This window comes from Azospirillum sp. A23 (assembly GCF_042938965.1).
GTDB lineage: Bacteria > Pseudomonadota > Alphaproteobacteria > Azospirillales > Azospirillaceae > Azospirillum > Azospirillum melinis.
Genome location: NZ_CP170666.1, coordinates 624,705 through 642,786, shown reverse-complemented (window position 1 = coordinate 642,786; position 18,082 = coordinate 624,705). Strand labels below are relative to the sequence as shown.

Here is an 18,082-nt window from a genome sequence, read left to right as displayed (position 1 = left end):
CCTGTCACTGCGTTGATTTCAGTCCGATGGTGTCGGAAGTCTCAGTCGATCGGGGTCAGGGCCACCTGGGCGGCGAGCGACCGCACCGTCGCCGGATCGGGCAGGTTGGGACCGAAGCAGCCGAGCTTGGCGGCGGCGAAGGCCACCGACAGCCGGGCGACATCCTCCAGCCCGCCATCCTGCTGAAAGGCGGCGATCAGCCCGGCCACCATCGCGTCGCCCGCCCCGACGGTGCTGAGCGCCTGGACCGGCGGCAACTGGCCGTGCAGGGCGCGGGCGCCATCGACGAACAGCGCGCCGTCCGCCCCCAGCGACACCACCACCACCGACACGCCGCGGCGATGCAGATCGCGGGCCGCATTGAGCAGGTCGGCGTTCGTCGGCAGCGGCCGGCCGGCCCAATCCTCCAGCTCGTGCCGGTTGGGCTTGATGCAGTGGGGCAGCGCGCCGGTGGAGGCCAGCGCCGCCGCCAACGGCGCCCCGCTGCTGTCCAGCACGACACGGGCACCGGCCGCCGCCAGATCGGCGGTCAGGGCGGCGTAGGCGTCGGCGGGCAAACCTTCCGGCAGGCTGCCGGCCAGAAGCACCGGCGTGCCCAGCTCCACCAGCCCCAGCACGGTCTCGCGGACGCGGTCGACGGCGCCGGCATCGGCACTCAGGCCCGGCAGGTTGATGTCGGTCGTGTCATTGGCCGCGAGGTCGGCGATCTTGATGTTGACGCGCGTCTCGCCCGGCAACCGCAGGAAGGCGTCAGCGATGCCCTTGGCCTGGAACAGCGCTTCGAACGGAGCGGCGTTGCCGGTGCCGAGCAGGCCGGTGGCAGCCACCGGCGTTCCCCAGTCGGCAAGGCAGCTGGCGACGTTCACGCCCTTGCCGCCGGCATTGTGGCGAACCGCCTTGGCGCGATGGACGCTGCCGGGCTTCAGCGCCTCGACCGTGATGGTCTGGTCGATGGCCGGGTTCAGCGTGATGGTGACGACGGACTTCAAGCCGGATTTCGTCATGACGCTTCCCCCTCCAGCGCCCGCACCTCGTCGGAGGATTCGCAATCCAGCGCGCGCTGGGCCAATGCCCGCAGGCCGGCGAGGTCGCTGTCGCGCAGCTTGTCCTTGACGCCGGGGATGTCGCGCGGGGTCATCGACAGCTCGCGTACGCCCAGACCGGCCAGCAACGCGGCGCCGAACGGGTCGCCGGCGATGCCGCCGCAGACGCCGACCCAACGGCCGTGCTTTTTCGCCCCTTCCACCGTCAGGCGGATCAGGCGCAGCACCGACGGGTGCAGGCTGTCGGCCTCCGCCGCCAGTTCGGGGTGCTGGCGGTCGATGGCCAGCGCGTATTGCGTCAGGTCGTTGGTGCCGATGGAGAAGAAATCGACATGGCGGGCCAGCACGTCGGCCTGGATGGCGGCGGCCGGCACCTCGACCATTATGCCCAGCGGCACCGCCGGGGCGTCCAGCTCGGCCCGGATGCGGTCGCAGACGGCGCGCAGCGTCTCGACTTCGCGCAACGTGGTGATCATCGGGAACATGATCAGCAGTGCGCCCGGCTTCGCTTCTTTCGCGGCGCGGTAGAGCGCGCGCAGCTGCGGCTCCAGCAGTTCGGGATGGCGCAGCAGCAGACGGGCGCCGCGCACGCCGAGGAAGGGATTCTCCTCATGCGGCAGCTGCAAATGCGGCACCTGCTTGTCGCCGCCGATGTCGAGCGCGCGGACGATCAGCGGACGGCCGTCCAGCGCCTCCAGCATGGCGCGGTAGGTCTGGTACTGCTCCTCCTCGCTCGGCGCATCGCCGCGCTCCAGGAACAGGAATTCGGTGCGCATCAGGCCGACACCCTCGCCGCCCTGCGACAGGGCCATCGCCACCTGATCGGGACGGTTGACGTTGGCGCCGATCTCCACCGTGTGGCCGTCGCGGGTGCGGGCGGGCAGGCTGCGCCGCTCCTCCTGCTGGGCCTTCCTGACGCGCTGCTCCTCGATCCAGCCATGGGCGGCGGCGATGTCGGCGTCGGAGGGCTGCAGATAGAGGCGGCCGGACTGGCCGTCGAGGATGGCGGTGGTGCCGTTGGCGAGCCCGGTCAGCACAGCGCCGCCGGCGACCATCGCCGGCAGGCCCAGCGTGCGCGCCAGGATGGCGGTGTGGGAGGTCGGGCCGCCCTGCGCCGTCGCCAGACCGATGACGCGGCCCATGTCGAGGGCTGCGGTGTCGGACGGCGACAGGTCGTCGGCGACCAGGATGCAGGGGGTGTCCGGCAGGTCGCGGATCGAGCCGCCGCGCAGGTCCGGATCGATGCGGGTCAGCACCCGGCGTCCGACATCGCGCAGGTCGGCGGCGCGGCCGGCCAGCACCGGATTGGGGTTGGCGGCGAGCTTGGCGGCGCTGCGCTCCACCGCCTCGTTCCACGACCAGCCGGGACCATGCCCTTCGACCATCAGCTGGCAGGCCAGCGTGATGACGTCGGTGTCGTTCAGCAGCTCCGCCTGGGCGGCGAAGATACCGGCCTCGGCCGGTCCCAGCCGGCGGGCGGTGTCGTCGGCCAGCGCCTTCAACTGCTGGCGCGTCAGGTTCAGCGCCTCATGCAGGCGGTTGCCCCCCTCCAGCAGCGGGGCCGGACGGTCGGGAACGGTCAGGTCGGCCTTCGGCATCACGTGGACCGGGCCGATGGTCAGGCCCGGGCTGGCGCCGATGCCGGCAACCACGGGCATCTCGCGGCCGCCATTCGTGCCGGCGGCGGCCGGCGGGGTCCAGCCCTGCACCACGGCCTTCGCCTTGCGCGCCGCGGCGGCGGCGTCCGCCTTTTCCCGTGCGCTGAGCCCGGTGATGGTGGCGCGCAGCCGGTTCAGTACCGCGCGGGCGTCGGGTCCGTCGGTGGACACGGTGATGCGGTCGCCCGGACGCAGGCCCAGCTGCAACAGCGCCACCAGCGTCTTGCCGTCGGCGCTCTCCCCGCCATAGCGGACGCGGACCCGGCCGGACGCGGCCCGGGCGCTCTCGACCCAGGCGGCAGCGGGGCGGGCATGCAGGCCGGTCGGATAATCGACCACCCAGTCGAAGCTCTCGGCAAGATCGCCGGTATCGGCGGCGGAGGGGATCGGCGATGCGGTCTCGTCGGACAGCGCGGCGACGAGATCGGCGGGGTCGCCGGTGGTGAACAGGGCAGTCAGCCGCGCCTCGTCCTGCATCAGACGGGTCAGGCGGCGCAGGATGGCGATGTGGGCGTCGGACTGGGCGGCGATGGCGACGACGAGCCGGGCGGTCTGCCCGTCGTTCCACACCACGCCGTCCGGCACCTGCAGGATCGCGATGCCGTTGCGGCGGACCAGATTGCGGTCGTCCACCATGCCGTGCGGGATGGCGACGCCATGGCCGAGGAAGGTGTTCGCCACCGTTTCGCGCCGGATCATGCTGTCGGCATAGGCGGGATCGATGCAGCCCGCGGCGATCAGCAGCTGCGCCGCCTCGCGGATCGCCGCCTCCTTGCCCGCCGGAGCGGCGCCGAGGCGGATCAGATCGGGGGGAAGGCTCAAGGGGTGCGTGTCGGTGAGCATGGCGACCGTATCCTCCGCGGGCTTTTGTTTGTGCTGTTGAACCAAGTGAAAACGATTACAGTCCGGCTGTCAACGCTTGTTGCGTTGCAGCATATGGACTTTCCTGGATGAACGGCTTGTCAGGCGGACAAAAATAAAGGATGTTTTGCCGAGGATGCTGGAAACGTTTTCAGAAAATACCCCGCCCTGGTCATCTTCGGCCCATGCGGCTAAGGTCGCGTCCCCAATCGGGGCATCCCTCCACACGATCGGTCTGGACATGAGCGTCTCGGGAAAAACCGCCGGCATCAAGGACGTGGCCCTGGCTGCCGGCGTGTCGGTCGCCACCGTGTCACGCGTGCTGAGCAACGGTCCGGTCAGCGACACCCTGCGCAAGCGGGTGGAGGATGCGGTGCGCGCCACCGGCTACCGCCCCAACCTGTCGGCGCGGCGGCTGCGCTCGCAGCATTCGCAGACCATCGGGCTGGTGGTGTCCGACATCCGCAACCCCTTCTTCACCGCCGTCAGCCGCGCCGTGGAGGACGCGGCCTACCGCGCCGGCATGCGCGTGATCCTGTGCAACAGCGACGAGAATCCCGAACGGGAGGAGCTGTACCTCCGCCTGATGCAGGAGGAGCGGATCACCGGCCTGATCTTCGCCCCCACCCGGGCGACGCTCGACCGGCTGGACGGGCTGGACCTCGATTTCCCCGTCGTGCTGATCGACCGCAACGCGCCGACCGGCCGTCACGATGCCGTGGTCCTCGACAACCCGCGTGCCGCGGCGATGCTGGTGGAGCATCTGCATGCCCAGGGCTATCGCCGCATCGCCGGCCTGTTCGGCAACACCAGCACCACCGGCCAGGAGCGTCATGAGGGATACCGCGCCGCCATGACCGCCCGCGGCCTCGCCCCGGCGGCCCGCTTTCTCGCCCCCCATGCCGATGCGGCGGAAGAGGCGGTGGTGGCGTGGATGTCGGAGCGCGACCGGCCGGAGGCCTTCATCGTCAGCAACAGCCTGTTCCTGATGGGCGTGGTCAAGGCCGCCCGCCGGCTGCGCCTGCCGATTCCGGACGGGTTGGCGGTCGCCGGCTTCGACAACGAACCCTGGACGGAGCTGGTCGGTCCCGGCCTGACCGTCATCGAACAGCCGGTGCAGGACATCGGTCAGTCCGCCATGGGACTGCTGTTCGAACGGTTGGAGGCGCCGGACCGTCCCAGCCGCCGCCTCATTCTCGGCGGCACCTGCATCGTGCGCGGCTCCACCGCCGTGCGGATGGCCGCGGCCGACTGAAGACACCCATCAATGGCGTCAGGCGGCGGTCCGAAGACGCCATGCGGCGGGGCACAACGGCGCCTCCCCCTCCCCTCCCGTGTGCGACCGGCCCGGCAACGGGCTAATCCCGATGCCGGAAAATGGGCTTCGCCGATAACCGGTGCCCGAAAGATACGCTAGGTCTGACAATCTCCGCCAACGGATGTTCAAAGAAAAATACTCCCCTGGTGTGCGGGAAGAACAGTTCCGAAAGCGGCGTTGACCCTGGACCAACACCCCACTACCGTCCTGTTTGCAACGCACAACAAAAATGCGCGTCGGATGAAATAACGGCCGCATTTTACGATTGTTCCTCTTCCCGATAACTTTTGAATTCGTCGCGCAATGTTGGCAATGCCAACTATTTTTCGCCGGTAAAAGTAGGCAAGTGAAAGCCGCTTCAAATCGGGAATGGGGCTGCAATCAAAACAGGAGTTCCAGAACGGCAGGTTACGCAGTGCGCGGATTTCAGGGCCATCAACGGGGGTGACGGCGCGATGCTGAAGGGTTTGACCGGACGGAAGGCGGCGGCAAAGCGGAACAGCTTCGCCCGGCATGGCGTGGCGACGGTGCTCGTCACCGCCGCGACGATGGCGCTGGGGCTGCTGACGGGGATCCTGGTCGCCCGCACCATCGGTCCGGACGGCCGGGGGGCGCTGACCGCAGTGCTGACCACCGTGCAGCTGCTGGGCTGGCTGTTCGGCATGGGCTGCGGCAAGGCGGTCACCTATGCGCTGTCGCGGGACCATGCCGCCGGTGGCCGCCTGCTGAGCACCTGGACCCTCATCCTGCTGCCGGTTGCGGCGGTGGCGATCGGCGTCGGTTATCTGCTGCTGCCGACGCTGCTGGCGGCACAGCCGGCGGAGACTCTGGCGCTGGCGCGGCTCTACCTGCCGATGATCGCCATGGCCCTGTTGTCCGAGCTGATGCTGGGCCTGATCCTCGGCGACCAGGATTTCCGCAGCTTCAACGCGCTGAATTTCCTTCAGCCGGCCGGCGTCGCCATCGTCTATGCCGCGCTGTGGGCCACCGGCCGCTTCACGGTGGAGGCCGCCGTCATCGTCCAGGCGGCGATGAGCACGCTGGTGCTGGTGGCGGCGACCGCTCTGCTGGTCCGCCGCCACGGCATCGGCCGGCCCGATCCGGCGCTCGGCCGGCAGACCGTCTGGTATGCACTGCGCACCCACGGCGACGTGGTGGGCGGCGTCATCACGCAACGGCTGGACCTGCTGATCATCCCGGCCTTCCTGTCGGCGACGCAGGTCGGGCTCTATGCGCTGGCGACCAGCCTGTCCTGGCTGATCGTCAGCCTCTCCGGCGCGCTCGCCACCGTCGTCATGCCCGCCGCCACCCGGCGGGGACAGCCGGGGCGCGCGCTGGTGCTGAACAGCCTTCAGGCGACCTTCGCCATCGGCGGCCTCCTGGGCGGCGGGCTGTTCGTCTTCGCCGACATCGCCATCGGGCTGGTCTATGGCCCGTCCTTCGCCGACAGCGCGCTGCCGCTGCGGCTGCTGCTGCCGGGCGCCGTCCTCTATGCCGCCGCGTCGATCCTGCTGAACGGGCTCTATGCGGAGAACCGGCCCTTCACCGCCACCCTGGCCAATCTGCTGGGCATGGTGGTCACGCTGGGCGGGCTGCTGCTGTTCCTGCGCAGCGGCGGGATCCTGGCGGCGGCCATCGTTTCCACCGTCGCCTACACGCTGGTGTTCGCCACCGCGGCGACGCTCTACCGCCGCGCAACCGGACTGCCCTGGCGCGTCTTCCTTCCCGACCCGACGATGCTCGCAGCCTTGCCGCGGCGCCTGTTCGACAAGCCGGCCCCGGTGACACCCGCTCCGGCCCTTACTCCGATCTCCACCCCGGCCGGCCCTACAGGCAAGTGACCGAACCCATCGGACATTCTTTAGGAATCGAGGAAACCGCAATGCGACTGTCGCTCTTGACGCCCGAATACCCACCCGGCGAAAAGCTCGGCGGTATCGCCACGCACACCCACACGATGGCCCGCGCGCTGGCGCGGCTGGGCCATACCGTCCAGGTGGTGACCCCATGGAAGGCCGGCGGCTTGCCGGCCGGAACCACCATCGAAGACGGCGTCACGGTGCAGCGCGTCGATCCGGGTCCGCACAGGCATGCGGTGGTCGACCGCTTCCGGACCAACCGCCGGCTGGCCGATGCCGTCCGCGCCTTCCGTCCCGACGTGGTCCATGCGGCGGAGTTCGATGCCGACGCATGGTGGCTGACCCGCTTCAGCACCATTCCGGTGGTGACGCGGCTGGCGACCCCGACCGGGCTGGTGATGGACACCAACACCCAGCCCTGGGTTCCGCACACCCATCTGCTGAACGCGCTGGAGCGCGACCAGACCAAACGCAGTGCCGCGATCTACGCCTCCACCCGCGCCATCGCCCGGCGGGTGGCCGATTACTGGCGCATCGCGCCGGAGCTGATCCAGGTCATCCCCAACAGCATCGACGTTGCCGCGGTGGCGGCGAACCGGACGGCCAAACCGCCGATGGAACTGCCGAAGCGCTTCATCGCCTTCTTCGGCAGGCTGGAGGGGCGCAAGGGCATCGCCACGCTGGGCCGCGCCATTCCGGGCGTCCTGGCCGCCAACCCCGACCTGCATCTGATGATGATCGGCGGCGAGGATGCGGCGAGCGCCGCCGTCATCGACCAGTTCCGCCGCGATGTCGCTCCGGTCGCCGACCGCGTCCATTTCACCGGCGCCCTGCCGCGCAACGACGCGCTGGCCGTGGTGGCGCGGGCCGAGATGGCGGTCGTCCCCTCCCTGTGGGAGAGCTTCGGCTTCGTGGTGGTGGAGGCGATGGCGCTGGGCGTACCGGTGGTCGCCAGCGACTGCGGCGGCTTCCCGGAAATCATCGAGCACGGCCGCACCGGCTGGCTGGTCCCGCCGGGGGAAGCCGAACCGCTGCGCGACATGCTGATCGCCCGGCTGGCCGACCGCGAGGGGCTGAAGACGGTCGCCGCGGCGGGGCTTGAGCATGCCAGGAGCTTCGACGTCGACACCGTCGCCGCCCAGGTCGCCGCCCTGCTGGAGAATGCCAAGGCGGAACGCACGCAGGCCGCCGGTTCCGGCATCTACAACAACGGCTACCGCCGCCATTTCCGCCCCGACCACCCGACCACCCCCTTCTACCGCATCTATGACGAGAAGCGGCGCGCGGTGGCGGCGGAGCTGGAACGGCTGCCGCGGATGCGCATCCTCGACGTCGGCGGCGGCTACGGCCGCATCACCGGTCCCTTCGCCGGCCGTCACGACGTGACGCTGCTCGACATCTCGCACGAGATGCTGGCGGAGGCGAAGGAGCGCTTCCCCGCCCTGACCGTCCAGCAGGCCGACGCCCGCAAGCTGCCCTTCCCCGACGACAGCTTCGACCTCGTCATCGCGATGGACCTGCTCTGCCACCTGCCGGATCTGGAAGCCGGGGTGCGCGAGTTGCAGCGGGTGGTCAAGCCCGGCGGCCGGATCGTCTGCGACACCACCAACGCCAACCCGCTGTGGGTAATCGCCTATCCCCGCTATTACCGCTGGCGGCCCGACCGGCTGCTGGCGACCATGCGCTGCCACGGCGTGCTGCCGGAATGGAAGGCGCTGGTCCGCCACCATTGGGCACCGGAGATGCGCAAGGCCATCGCCGCCACCGGCCTGACCCTGCAGAAGACCGATCACTTCGGCCCGCCGGGGGTGGCGAAATGGCACCTGTGGTGGTGCCGGCGCGGCGGCGGGACGGAGGGCCGCGCATCGTGACCAAACCGCCCCTTCTCCTCTTCCTCGCCCATGGCGGCGATCCGCACCGCGTCGCCATGGCGCCGGTGCTGGCCGCCGCCGCGGAACGCGCCGGATGGACCTTCGACCTCTATTACGACGGACGCCGCAGCGGACGCCATTTCGGCGGCTGGGAGGATGGCAACCGCACCGAGGCCACCGGTACCGGCAGCCTGATGGCCGGCGGCCGGCACCTGGACCATGCGCTGTGGCTGACCACCTGCTTCCGCGTCGTGGCGCTGGGCGATCCGGCCTCTCCGCTTTGGCCGGTGGTCGAGGCAGGCGGCGAATGCGCCCTGCGCGGCACCGATCCGGCCGCCCTGTTTGATGCCGCCTTCCGTCTGCTGGGCCAGCCGCTGCCGCAGGAGGTCGCGGTGCTGGACATGGCGCCACAGACCCCGCTCGGCATCGTCGCCGCGCCGTTCCTCTATCCGCGTCTGATGGCGGAGCCGTGCCTGGGCATCGACGCCAGTGCCGATGCCGGGCTGCGGCAGAGGCTGGAGGCGCTGGGCGCCCGACGCTTCACCGGCCACTGCGTCGATCCGGTGCGCGCCCGCGCCTTTCCCGGCGGCCTCGATGCGGTCGAGGGCAAGGTGGCGGGGGAGAGCTATGCCAGCTTCAGCGTGGCGCTGGCCCGCCGTCATGCCGGCTGGGGGCGCGGCACCCTGCTGGGCGATCCCGACCTGATCGCCGCCCAGCTGCCGCTGGCGGCGGCCAAGCGCCTCCTGCCGCTCTATGGCCGGCCGCAGACCGACGTGATCGAGCGCGCCGCCGACCTGATCCAGGCCGGGGCCGATCCGGTCTATGGCCGGCAGTTCGACGATCACGACTTTTTCGCGCTCGGCCGGCTGGGCCGCGGCCTGCAGATCGTCGACCCCGACCCGCCCTTCGCCAGCACCGCCGCGGTGCCGCTGCGCATCGCCGAGCCGCCACGCCCCTTCACCGATTTCGAGCCCGACGACGCCACCCTGCGCCGCTGGGCGGCGGAGGGGCGGGTGCTGACCACGCTGGTCCTGTGGTCCGGCATGATCCGCGAGCTGCACTGCATCCCGCGCATTCTCGATCTGGTGGCGGCGACCGGCCTGCGCTGCGGGCTGGTGGTCACCGTCGACAGCCTGACCCAGTCCAGCCCCGCCGACCTCGCCCTGCTGTCGGTGCCGGAGGAGCGCGGCGGCGTGCTGGGCCAGGTGGAGCTTCTGCTGGGCAGCACCGGCCGCGGCGTCTGCGCCGAGGGGGAAATGCCGGGCCTCGAAAATCAGGGCGGCGAACTGACCCGCCTGCTGGCCGACGCCCGTGCGGAGATCGCCACCATGCTGCCGCCCGGCCTGATGCCGCGCGGCTGGTGGCCGCTGGTCGACTCACCCCTGGTGCCCGGACACACCCCGCGCCTGCACTGGGAGGAGGGCCGCCCCGTCCTGCGCATCTCCCCGCGCCCCCGCCCGGCAGAAACTCCGGCAGCCAGCGTCGAGGCGGCACCTGAAGGCACGCCGCGCACGGCACCGCAGACCGGCGCACCGGCGATGGACGCCCGGCGCCTGATCGGGAATGCGCTGCGCCGCTACCGGCTCGACCGTTTCTACGAGGCGTGGCGGCCCTACGACAGCGCCCGCCCCGGCCCGCTGCGGCCGGAGGTCGCCGCCGCCGTCCGCTCCGCCGGCTTCGACTACATGTGGACCAAGTCCGGTTTCGGTGCCGCCGAGGCGGTGGTGATGGACGGCGCAGGTGGCGACGGCTTCGTGGCACTGCCCTTCACCGCCGGTGACTGGGACGGCTGGTCGCCCTTCTACACCATCCGCAACACTGCGCAGGTCCGGTCGGCTGAACGCCGTCTGACGCGCAGCGGGAAGCCGGGATGGCTGGCCTCCAACATCGATTCCATCCTGTGGATGCTGCCCGGAGAGGTTCTGGAAAAGGGACGCGCGCTGTTCCAAGTGGCCCAGCTCGTCGCCAATGGCGGCGGGACCGGAATGCTGGTCAACGTCACCCCCAACACCGTCGCCCGTTATGCCCGCATCCTGGCCGAGTCCAAGGCCGGACATGGCGCCCCCGCGCACCCCGCCCTCCCGCCGGAGGTCGGCGGCACGCGGCCACAGGATGAAGCGCCGGAAATCCGCCAGCCCAGCCGCGACCCGGCAGAGGTCGCCTGAGGCGCCACAGCCGTCTTGCAACACCGCGCACCGTTCGCCCGATATGAAGGAGTTGAGCCCATGGACGCACCGGAACACCGATTGCCGTCAGGCACGTCCGGTCTCGCCGCCGGCTTTGTCGCACCGCCGGTCGGAACGGGCGCCGACAAGGTCGACGTCAGCCGGCTGGTGCAGATGCTGTGGCGCCAGAAATGGCTGATCCTCGGGCTGACGGCAGTGCTGTGGCTGCCGGCGGTGCTTCTGATCAACGCCATGACCCCGCTCTACAGTTCCTCCGCCGTCGTGGTGATCGACCCGCATCCGAACCGCGTCATCAATATCCCTTCCGTCTCCGAGCCGATGGGGATCTATCTCGACACCGTCAACACCGAGGTGGAAATCCTGCGCTCCCGCGATCTCGCCGCCCGCGTGGTCGAGGCGCTGAACCTGGGACAGGAACCGGAATACGCAGCACCCACCAACAAGTCCGGCCTGTTCAGCCCGCTGATGGAGGAAGGCCGCACCCTGTTGACGGAAGTGACCGCGATGCTGCCGGAATCTCTGGCCGTATTGCTGACGCCGCCACCGCGCCCGGTCGCCCCGACCGGCAGCCCACAGGACAGGGAAGCCGACCGTCTGACCGAGGCGTTCCAGAAGAATTTGCGCATCAGCCCCGGCGTGCAGTCCCGCGCGATCCGCATCACGGTCGAGGCGAAGGACCCGCAGCTTGCCGCCCGCGCTGCCAATGCCGTCGCCGACGCCTATCTCGCCATCCAGGTGGAGGCGAAGCGCAAAGCCACCCAGAACGCCAGCGAATGGCTGCAAAGCCGACTGGACGAACTGCGCCAGGACATGACCGCCACCGGCCGCGCCGCGGTGGAGGCGATGCGGTCCGAAACCGGCATGGTGAAAGGCCGCGATGCTCCGCTGGTGAACGAGGAGATGTCCGCCCTGAACGCGCAGCTGGCCGAGGCGCGCACCGCCCATGCCAACGCCCAGGCGCGTCTGCGCCAGCTGCAGTCGGTCCGGCCCGGCAACCCGGAATTGCTGACCGGCAACGACATCGGCGGCGATCCGCTGATCACGACCCTCCGCCAGCGCCAGGCGGCGCTGAACGCCCAACTCGCTGAATTGCGGGCCCAGTACGGCGACCGCCACCCGGCGCTGAACCGGCCGACCGCGGAACTGCGCGAGCTGAACGCCACCCTCGCCACCGAAATCGACCGCGTGGTCCGCAGCCTGCGGGGCGAGGTGGAGCAGCAGGTCGCCAAGATCCAGGACCTCTCCCGCCGGCTGGAAGGCTTGCGGGCGGAATCCTTCGACACGCTTCAGGCCGAAGTGCGGCTGCGCGACCTTCAGCGGCAGGCCGATGCATCGGACGACAACTACCGCCGCGCCGTCACCCGCCTGAAGGAGACGCAGGTGCTCCAGGCACTGGAGATGACGCCTGACGTGCGCATCGTATCGGCCGCCGCCGTTCCGGGCGGCCCGGTCGGGCCGGGCAAGGCGGTGCTTGCCGGACTGGCTGCGGTCGTCTGCGGCGCCATCGCCACCGGCGTCGCCCTGGTTAGGACCATGCGGCAGCGCGGCGTCTACAGCTCCCATCAGGTCGAGGCGCTGCTGGGCCTGCCTGCGGTCGGCATCGTGCCGTTGCTGGGCCGGACCAAGCGGTCCGCACGCGCCGACGACGCCCGCGATCCCTATTCCAACACCGGCGGCGGCGATTTCGCCGAGGCGGTCTGGCGCCTCTGCGCCCGGCTGCATCTGGTCCGCACCGGGGCAGAGCCCGCCAGCGTCAAGGGAGGCGAGGTGGTCATGCTGACCTCGTCGGTGGCGGGAGAGGGCAAGACCACGTTGGCCGTGGCACTCTCCGCCTTCCTCGCCGACACCGGCCGGCGCGTCGTCATCGTCGATTGCGACACCCGCCGGCCGGCCGTGCACCGGCTTCTCGGCGGCGTCCGGCCGCCCAAGGGGCTGACCGACCTGCTGGAAGGCGACGCGACGCTCGATCAGGTGCTGCACATCGACGACCGCCGCCGGGTGTCGGTGATCGCCGCCGGCCGGCCGGTCGACCGTCCGCAGATCCTGCTCGGCTCCAAGACCATGCTGTCGCTGCTGGTCGAACTGGCCGAACGCTACGACGTCGTCGTCCTCGACACGCCGCCCGTGCTGTCGGTGTCCGACGCGCTGATCCTGGCGCCGCTGGCCGACCGCGTCCTCTACGTCGTGCGCTGGGCGCGCACCGCCTCCAGCCACGCCAGCGCCGGCATCAAGCAGGTGCGGCAGGTGGGCGGGCGGATCGGGGGAGCGGTGCTGTCGATGGTCAATGCCCGCGAACACGCAAATCTCGAATATGGCGCCCGCCCGCCCAGCGGCCGCTCCTACCGCCTGCGCCGCATCGCCTGAGATCGAACCCTTGGGCTCAGGCAAGCGCCGGTCCCTTTCTGGAGAACCCACCATGAAAGTCGCGATCGTCCATTACTGGCTCGTCGGGATGCGCGGGGGCGAGAAGGTCGTCGAAGCCCTGTGCGAGCTGTATCCGGAGGCAGACATCTTCACCCATGTCTACCGGCCGGAACGCATGTCGCCGATCATCCGCAGCCACCTGGTCACCACGACCTTCATCGACCGGCTGCCGATGGCCCACCGGATGTACCAGAAATACCTGCCGCTGATGCCGCTGGCGCTGGAGCAGCTGGACCTCAGCGCCTACGATCTGGTCATCAGCAGCGAATCCGGACCGGCCAAGGGCGTGCTGACGCGGCCCGACGCGCTGCATGTCTGCTACTGCCACACGCCGATGCGCTATGTTTGGAGCGGCTATCACGACTATCTGCACTCGGCCGGCCCGATCGTCCGGCCGCTGATGCCCTATGCCATCCACCGCCTGCGGCAATGGGATCTGGCGACCGCGGCGCGGGTCGACCGCTTCATCGCCAATTCGCACACGGTGGCCCAGCGCATCTGGCGGGTCTATCGCCGCGACGCCACCGTCATCCACCCGCCGGTGGAAACGCAGCGCTTCGCCACCGTCACCTCTCCCAACGGCGGCGACAGGAGCGACCATTACCTGTTCGTCAGCCAGCTCGTCTCCTACAAGCGCGCCGACGTCGCCATCGAGGCGTTCAACCGCATGGGTCGCAAGCTGGTCGTCGTCGGCGAGGGGGAGGAGTTCCGGCGCCTGAAGCAGATGGCCGGACCGACGGTGGAGCTGGTCGGCCATTGCTCCCCGGCCGACCTCGACCGCCACTATGCGTCCTGCCGGGCGCTGATCTTCACCGCCAACGAGGATTTCGGCATCGTCCCGGTGGAGGCAATGGCCGCCGGTCGGCCGGTGATCGCTCTGAACCGCGGCGGCGCCACCGAGACGGTGCGCGACGGCCTGTCCGGCCTGTTCTTCGACCAGCAGACGCCGGAGGGCCTGATCGAGGCGGTGGAGCGGTTCGAGGCGCAGGAGGCGCGCTTCAACCCCGCCGCCATCCGCGCCCATGCGGCCCGCTTCGACCGCGACGTGTTCAAGGCGCGCCTGCGCGAAACCATCGACAGCTGGATGAACGGCGAGGAAGCCTCGCTGGCGCCCGACCGCCCCACGGCGATCAGCCGCCGCGGACGGGAGCTGGCACCGGCATGAACGGCAACACCACTCCTTCCATGACGACCCGTCCGGTATCGCTGGTGCCGATAGATCCCACCGCCACCGAGCGGCTGGGCGTCACCGTGATCGTCCCGACCTACCGCCGGCCGGACCAGCTGGCCGGCTGCCTGGACGGGCTGGTCCGCCAGACCCTGGCGCCGGTCCAGGTGGTCGTCACCGTGCGCGACAGCGATCCGGAGTCGGCCGAGGTCGCCCGCCGCTACCGCCCCGCGCTGCCCGTCCAGGTCGTCGGCATCGACGTGCCGGGGCAGGTCGCCGCGATCAACCGCGGCATGGACAATGCCATCGGAGAAATCGTCGCCATCACCGACGACGACGCCGTCCCGCATCCCGACTGGGTGGAGCGGATCGAGGCGTGGTATCGCACCGACCCCCGCATCGGCGGGGTCGGTGGCCGCGACCATGTCTTTCACGGCGACGTACCGGAGACCGGAGAGGCGGAGATCGTCGGCCGGCTGCAATGGTTCGGCCGCGTCATCGGCAACCACCATCTGGGCGTCGGCCCGGCGCAGGACGTCGACGTTCTGAAAGGCGCCAACTGGAGCTTCCGTCGGGCGGCCATCGCCGGCCAGCGGTTGAACACCCGGCTGCGCGGCAGCGGCGCCCAGGTCCGTAACGAGGTGGATTTCTGCCTGCGCCTGTCCCGCCAGGGCTGGCGGCTGGTCTACGATCCGCTGGTTGCGGTCGACCATTTTCCGGCCGTCCGTTTCGACATCGACCAGCGTGGCAGCGATCATTTCCACCCGCTGGCACAGGAGAACGCGACCTTCAACGACACGCTGGCGCTGATGGCCCATTTCGGCCCGGCCAACCGCGCCGCCTTCGCCGCCTGGGCCATGCTGGTGGGAACCTGCGAGTTTCCCGGGCTGGCGCAATGGGCAAGGCTGCGGCTGCGGGGCGACCGGCATGCCGGGGCGAAGCTGCGCGCCACGCTGCGCGGCCGGCTGGCGGGGATGCGAGACTGGCGGGAGACAGCGGCATGACCTTCGCCACCGCCGGCCAGGACCAAAACCATCTGGCGCAAAGCCATCCGGCCTATACCCATCACGGCGCGGGCGGCCTGCCGTCCCTGGGCAAGCTGGCCGCACCGGTCTTCTGGTTCCTGGTCTTGATGCCGGTGTTGGTCGGCAAGGCCGGCCTGCTGGAGATCATCTTCCCGGTGGGGGCGCTGGCCGTCGGCGCGCTGCTGGTGACGCGCGATCCCGCCCGCTTCGCCGCCTTTACCTGGTGGCTGTGGTTCCTGACGCCGGAGGTGCGCCGGCTGGTCGATTACCAGGCGGGCTGGAGCGTCATCAGTCCGGTCATGGTGACGCCCTTCGCCGTCGGCGCCATGACCTGGCTCGTGATCGCGCAATATCTGCCGATGCTGCGCTACCGCGCCTATTTCGGCTTCGTGCCGGTGATGCTGGGCATCTTCTACGCCTATTTCAACGGCATCACCCAGGCCGGCCTGGCGGCGGCGACCTTCGCGCTGCTGAACTGGCTGGTTCCGGTGACGCTGGGGCTCTATGTCGCCCTGCACTGGCCGCTCTACCCGCAGATGCGCGACGCGGTGCTGCGTGCCTTCGTGGCAGGGCTGGCGCTGGTCGGCGGCTATGGGCTGATCCAATATTTCTTCATGCCGGCCTGGGATGCGCGCTGGCTGATCAATGTCGGCATGACCAACCAGGGCATGCCGCTGCCGATGCAGGTGCGGGTGTTCAGCACGCTGAACTCCTCCGGCCCGCTGGCCTTCCTGCTGGTGACCGGGCTGGCGGTGCTGCCGGCGGCCCGCGGCATTCTCGTGCCGATTGCCGGTGCGCTGGCGCTGGGGTCGCTGCTGCTCAGTCTGGTGCGGGCGGCGTGGCTAGCCGGGCTTTTCACCTTCGCCTGGCTGCTGCTGACAATGCCCGGCCGGCACCGGCTGCGGCTGGTCGCCGTCGGCGTCGGACTGATCCTCTGCTCCCTGCCGCTCCTGAGCGTGCCGTTGGTCAACCAGGCCATCGTCTCCCGCTTCGACACGCTGAATTCGATGGAGAACGACCGCAGCTATCAGGAGCGGCAGGAGTTCTACGGCCGCTTCCTGATCCAGGCGCTGACCGAGGTGCGCGGCGCCGGGCTCGGCACCATCGACACCGCGACCAAGCTGACCAACGAGGACGGCCAGCTGGGTGCCATGGCCTTTTTCGACAGCGGCATCCTGCGCGTGCCCTACGAGCTTGGCTGGCCCGGCACGCTGGGCTATGTCGCCGGAATCATCGCGCTGACGGTGGGCATGCTGCGCCGCGGCGGGGCGCCGCCCGACCCCTTCGCCCGCTGCGCCGAGACCGCGGCGCTGACGATCCTCCTCTGCATGGTGTTCGAGCACACGCTGGTTAAGGTCACGGGCGTCGGCTTCTGGTTCTTCCTGGGCATGGCGATGGCCGCCAAGAACCATGGGCTCGCCACCCAGCAGGCCGCCGTCGAACAAGCCGCCGAACGCCAATTCCAAGAGGACAAGCAATGGACGGAAGCCTGATCCTGCCCGGCGCCCTGCCGGAGGAGATGCGGGAGGCCAGCGTGCTCCAGCTTGGGCTGGGCTGGTTTCCGGAGACCCATGGCGGGGCGGAGAACATGTTCTACCACCTCGCCCGCCATCTGCCGCAGCAGGGCATCGCCTTCTCCGGGCTGGTGCTGGGCACTGTTTCCGAAACGCTGGACAATGGCGCCCGCATCGCCAGCTTCGCGCCGCCTTCGGCCTCGCTGCCGCGCCGGATGGTGGCGGCGCGGACCGCCATCGCGGAGGCGCTGCGCCGGCAGGCACCGGACCTCGTCGCCTCGCATTTCGCGCTGAACACGGTGGGGGCTCTGCCGGCCCTGCGCAACCGCCCGATGGTCGTCCATTTCCATGGCCCCTGGGCGCTGGAAAGCGCTGCGGAGGGGGCCGGTCCGCTGGCGGTGCGGCTGAAATTCATGGTGGAGCGGCTGGTCTATCACCGCGCCACCCGCTTCGTCGTGCTGTCCCGGTCCTTCGCCACCATCCTGGCCGAGCGTTATGGCGTACCGCCGGAGCGCATCCACCGGGTGCCGGGCGGCGTCGATGCCGACCGCTACGACCTTCCCGACAGCCGGCAGCGGGCACGCGCCCGGCTCGGCTGGCCTCCGGGGCGTCCGACAGTGTTGACGGTGCGGCGGCTGGTGAAGCGCATGGGGCTGGCCGCGCTGGTCGATTCCATGGCGGAGCTGCGCCGCCGGGTGCCGGACGTGCTGCTGATCGTGGCCGGGCGCGGGCCGGAGGCGGCAGCCCTTCAGGACCGCATCGGCGCGCTGGGGCTGGAGGAGCATGTGCGGCTGCTGGGCTTCGTACCCGATGCCCATCTTCCGCTGGCCTACCGCGCCGCCGATTTGTGCGTGATGCCGTCCCAGGCGCTGGAGGGGTTCGGCCTGACCGCGCTGGAATCGCTGGCAGCCGGCACCCCGGTGATGGTCACCCCGGTCGGCGGGCTGCCGGAGGTGGTGGAGGGGCTGGACGGCGACCTCGTCCTGGCCGGGACCGACGCACGATCCATCGGCATAGGCCTCGCCGAAGCGCTGACCGGCGTCCGCCGCCTGCCGGATGCCGGAGCCTGTCGAGCCCTGGTCCGCAGCCGTTTCGACTGGCCAGTGATCGCCGCCCGCACCGCCGCGGTCTACCGCGGCGCCCTGCAATGAGTAT

12 protein-coding genes are annotated in these 18,082 nt (G+C 70.2%); 9 read left to right on the top strand and 3 right to left on the bottom strand.

Annotated features, from left to right (window positions below; genetic code table 11):
• Positions 1–41: 41 nt before the first annotated feature.
• From pfkB to ABNQ40_RS11860, 3 genes are all read right to left on the bottom strand, one after another.
• The gene (gene pfkB, locus ABNQ40_RS11870) at positions 42–1,004 is read right to left on the bottom strand and encodes a 1-phosphofructokinase (RefSeq protein WP_109049078.1); all 963 of its coding nucleotides are present in this window, start codon (positions 1,002–1,004) and stop codon (positions 42–44) included.
• Complete coding sequence (gene ptsP, locus ABNQ40_RS11865; protein ID WP_109049079.1) at positions 1,001–3,544, bottom strand: phosphoenolpyruvate--protein phosphotransferase; 2,544 nt, start codon at positions 3,542–3,544, stop codon at positions 1,001–1,003. Before ptsP ends, pfkB begins: the two co-directional genes overlap by 4 nt.
• A gap of 69 nt (positions 3,545–3,613) precedes the next feature.
• Positions 3,614–3,805 carry a hypothetical protein gene (locus ABNQ40_RS11860; RefSeq protein ID WP_146255430.1) on the bottom strand — a complete coding sequence of 64 codons (192 nt, stop codon included), beginning with the start codon at positions 3,803–3,805 and terminating at the stop codon, positions 3,614–3,616.
• Here ABNQ40_RS11860 and ABNQ40_RS11855 point away from each other — a divergent pair.
• The 9 genes from ABNQ40_RS11855 to ABNQ40_RS11815 all read left to right on the top strand — a co-directional run bounded on the left by ABNQ40_RS11855 (position 3,804) and on the right by ABNQ40_RS11815 (position 18,078).
• Complete coding sequence (locus ABNQ40_RS11855; protein WP_391346631.1) at positions 3,804–4,817, top strand: LacI family DNA-binding transcriptional regulator; 1,014 nt, start codon at positions 3,804–3,806, stop codon at positions 4,815–4,817. The genes ABNQ40_RS11860 and ABNQ40_RS11855 overlap by 2 nt on opposite strands.
• A gap of 518 nt (positions 4,818–5,335) precedes the next feature.
• On the top strand, positions 5,336–6,721 hold the full coding sequence (locus tag ABNQ40_RS11850) for an oligosaccharide flippase family protein (RefSeq protein WP_391346628.1): 1,386 nt from the start codon (positions 5,336–5,338) through the stop codon (positions 6,719–6,721).
• 41 nt (positions 6,722–6,762) lie between these two features.
• Positions 6,763–8,610: a glycosyltransferase gene (locus ABNQ40_RS11845; RefSeq protein WP_109049082.1), complete on the top strand. Its 1,848-nt coding sequence runs from the start codon at positions 6,763–6,765 to the stop codon at positions 8,608–8,610.
• Entirely contained in the window at positions 8,607–10,775 is a 2,169-nt protein-coding gene (locus tag ABNQ40_RS11840) for a hypothetical protein (protein ID WP_391346625.1), read from the top strand. Before ABNQ40_RS11845 ends, ABNQ40_RS11840 begins: the two co-directional genes overlap by 4 nt.
• Positions 10,776–10,835: 60 nt before the next feature.
• Positions 10,836–13,160 (top strand): GumC family protein, encoded by a 2,325-nt coding sequence (locus tag ABNQ40_RS11835; RefSeq protein ID WP_391346623.1) that lies wholly within the window; start codon positions 10,836–10,838, stop codon positions 13,158–13,160.
• A 52-nt stretch (positions 13,161–13,212) separates the two neighbouring features.
• A complete protein-coding gene (locus ABNQ40_RS11830) occupies positions 13,213–14,385 on the top strand; it encodes a glycosyltransferase (protein ID WP_391346620.1) in 1,173 nt (390 codons plus the stop codon).
• Complete coding sequence (locus ABNQ40_RS11825) at positions 14,382–15,392, top strand: glycosyltransferase family 2 protein (RefSeq protein ID WP_247879700.1); 1,011 nt, start codon at positions 14,382–14,384, stop codon at positions 15,390–15,392. Before ABNQ40_RS11830 ends, ABNQ40_RS11825 begins: the two co-directional genes overlap by 4 nt.
• Positions 15,389–16,906, top strand: a complete 1,518-nt coding sequence (locus tag ABNQ40_RS11820; protein ID WP_109049085.1) for an O-antigen ligase family protein — start codon at positions 15,389–15,391, stop codon at positions 16,904–16,906. The genes ABNQ40_RS11825 and ABNQ40_RS11820 overlap by 4 nt, the downstream gene beginning before the upstream one ends.
• A 26-nt stretch (positions 16,907–16,932) precedes the next feature.
• The gene (locus ABNQ40_RS11815) at positions 16,933–18,078 is read left to right on the top strand and encodes a glycosyltransferase family 4 protein (RefSeq protein ID WP_109490852.1); all 1,146 of its coding nucleotides are present in this window, start codon (positions 16,933–16,935) and stop codon (positions 18,076–18,078) included.
• Positions 18,079–18,082: the final 4 nt, after the last annotated feature.

Bases quoted from the DNA above. Each gene is read 5' to 3' on its own strand.
- pfkB (WP_109049078.1), bottom strand. From the start codon at position 1,004: ATGACGAAATCCGGCTTGAAGTCCGTCGTCACCATCACGCTGAACCCG.
- ptsP (WP_109049079.1), bottom strand. From the start codon at position 3,544: ATGCTCACCGACACGCACCCCTTGAGCCTTCCCCCCGATCTGATCCGC.
- ABNQ40_RS11855 (WP_391346631.1), top strand. From the start codon at position 3,804: ATGAGCGTCTCGGGAAAAACCGCCGGCATCAAGGACGTGGCCCTGGCT.
- ABNQ40_RS11860 (WP_146255430.1), bottom strand. From the start codon at position 3,805: ATGTCCAGACCGATCGTGTGGAGGGATGCCCCGATTGGGGACGCGACC.
- ABNQ40_RS11850 (WP_391346628.1), top strand. From the start codon at position 5,336: ATGCTGAAGGGTTTGACCGGACGGAAGGCGGCGGCAAAGCGGAACAGC.
- ABNQ40_RS11845 (WP_109049082.1), top strand. From the start codon at position 6,763: ATGCGACTGTCGCTCTTGACGCCCGAATACCCACCCGGCGAAAAGCTC.
- ABNQ40_RS11835 (WP_391346623.1), top strand. From the start codon at position 10,836: ATGGACGCACCGGAACACCGATTGCCGTCAGGCACGTCCGGTCTCGCC.
- ABNQ40_RS11830 (WP_391346620.1), top strand. From the start codon at position 13,213: ATGAAAGTCGCGATCGTCCATTACTGGCTCGTCGGGATGCGCGGGGGC.
- ABNQ40_RS11825 (WP_247879700.1), top strand. From the start codon at position 14,382: ATGAACGGCAACACCACTCCTTCCATGACGACCCGTCCGGTATCGCTG.
- ABNQ40_RS11820 (WP_109049085.1), top strand. From the start codon at position 15,389: ATGACCTTCGCCACCGCCGGCCAGGACCAAAACCATCTGGCGCAAAGC.
- ABNQ40_RS11815 (WP_109490852.1), top strand. From the start codon at position 16,933: ATGCGGGAGGCCAGCGTGCTCCAGCTTGGGCTGGGCTGGTTTCCGGAG.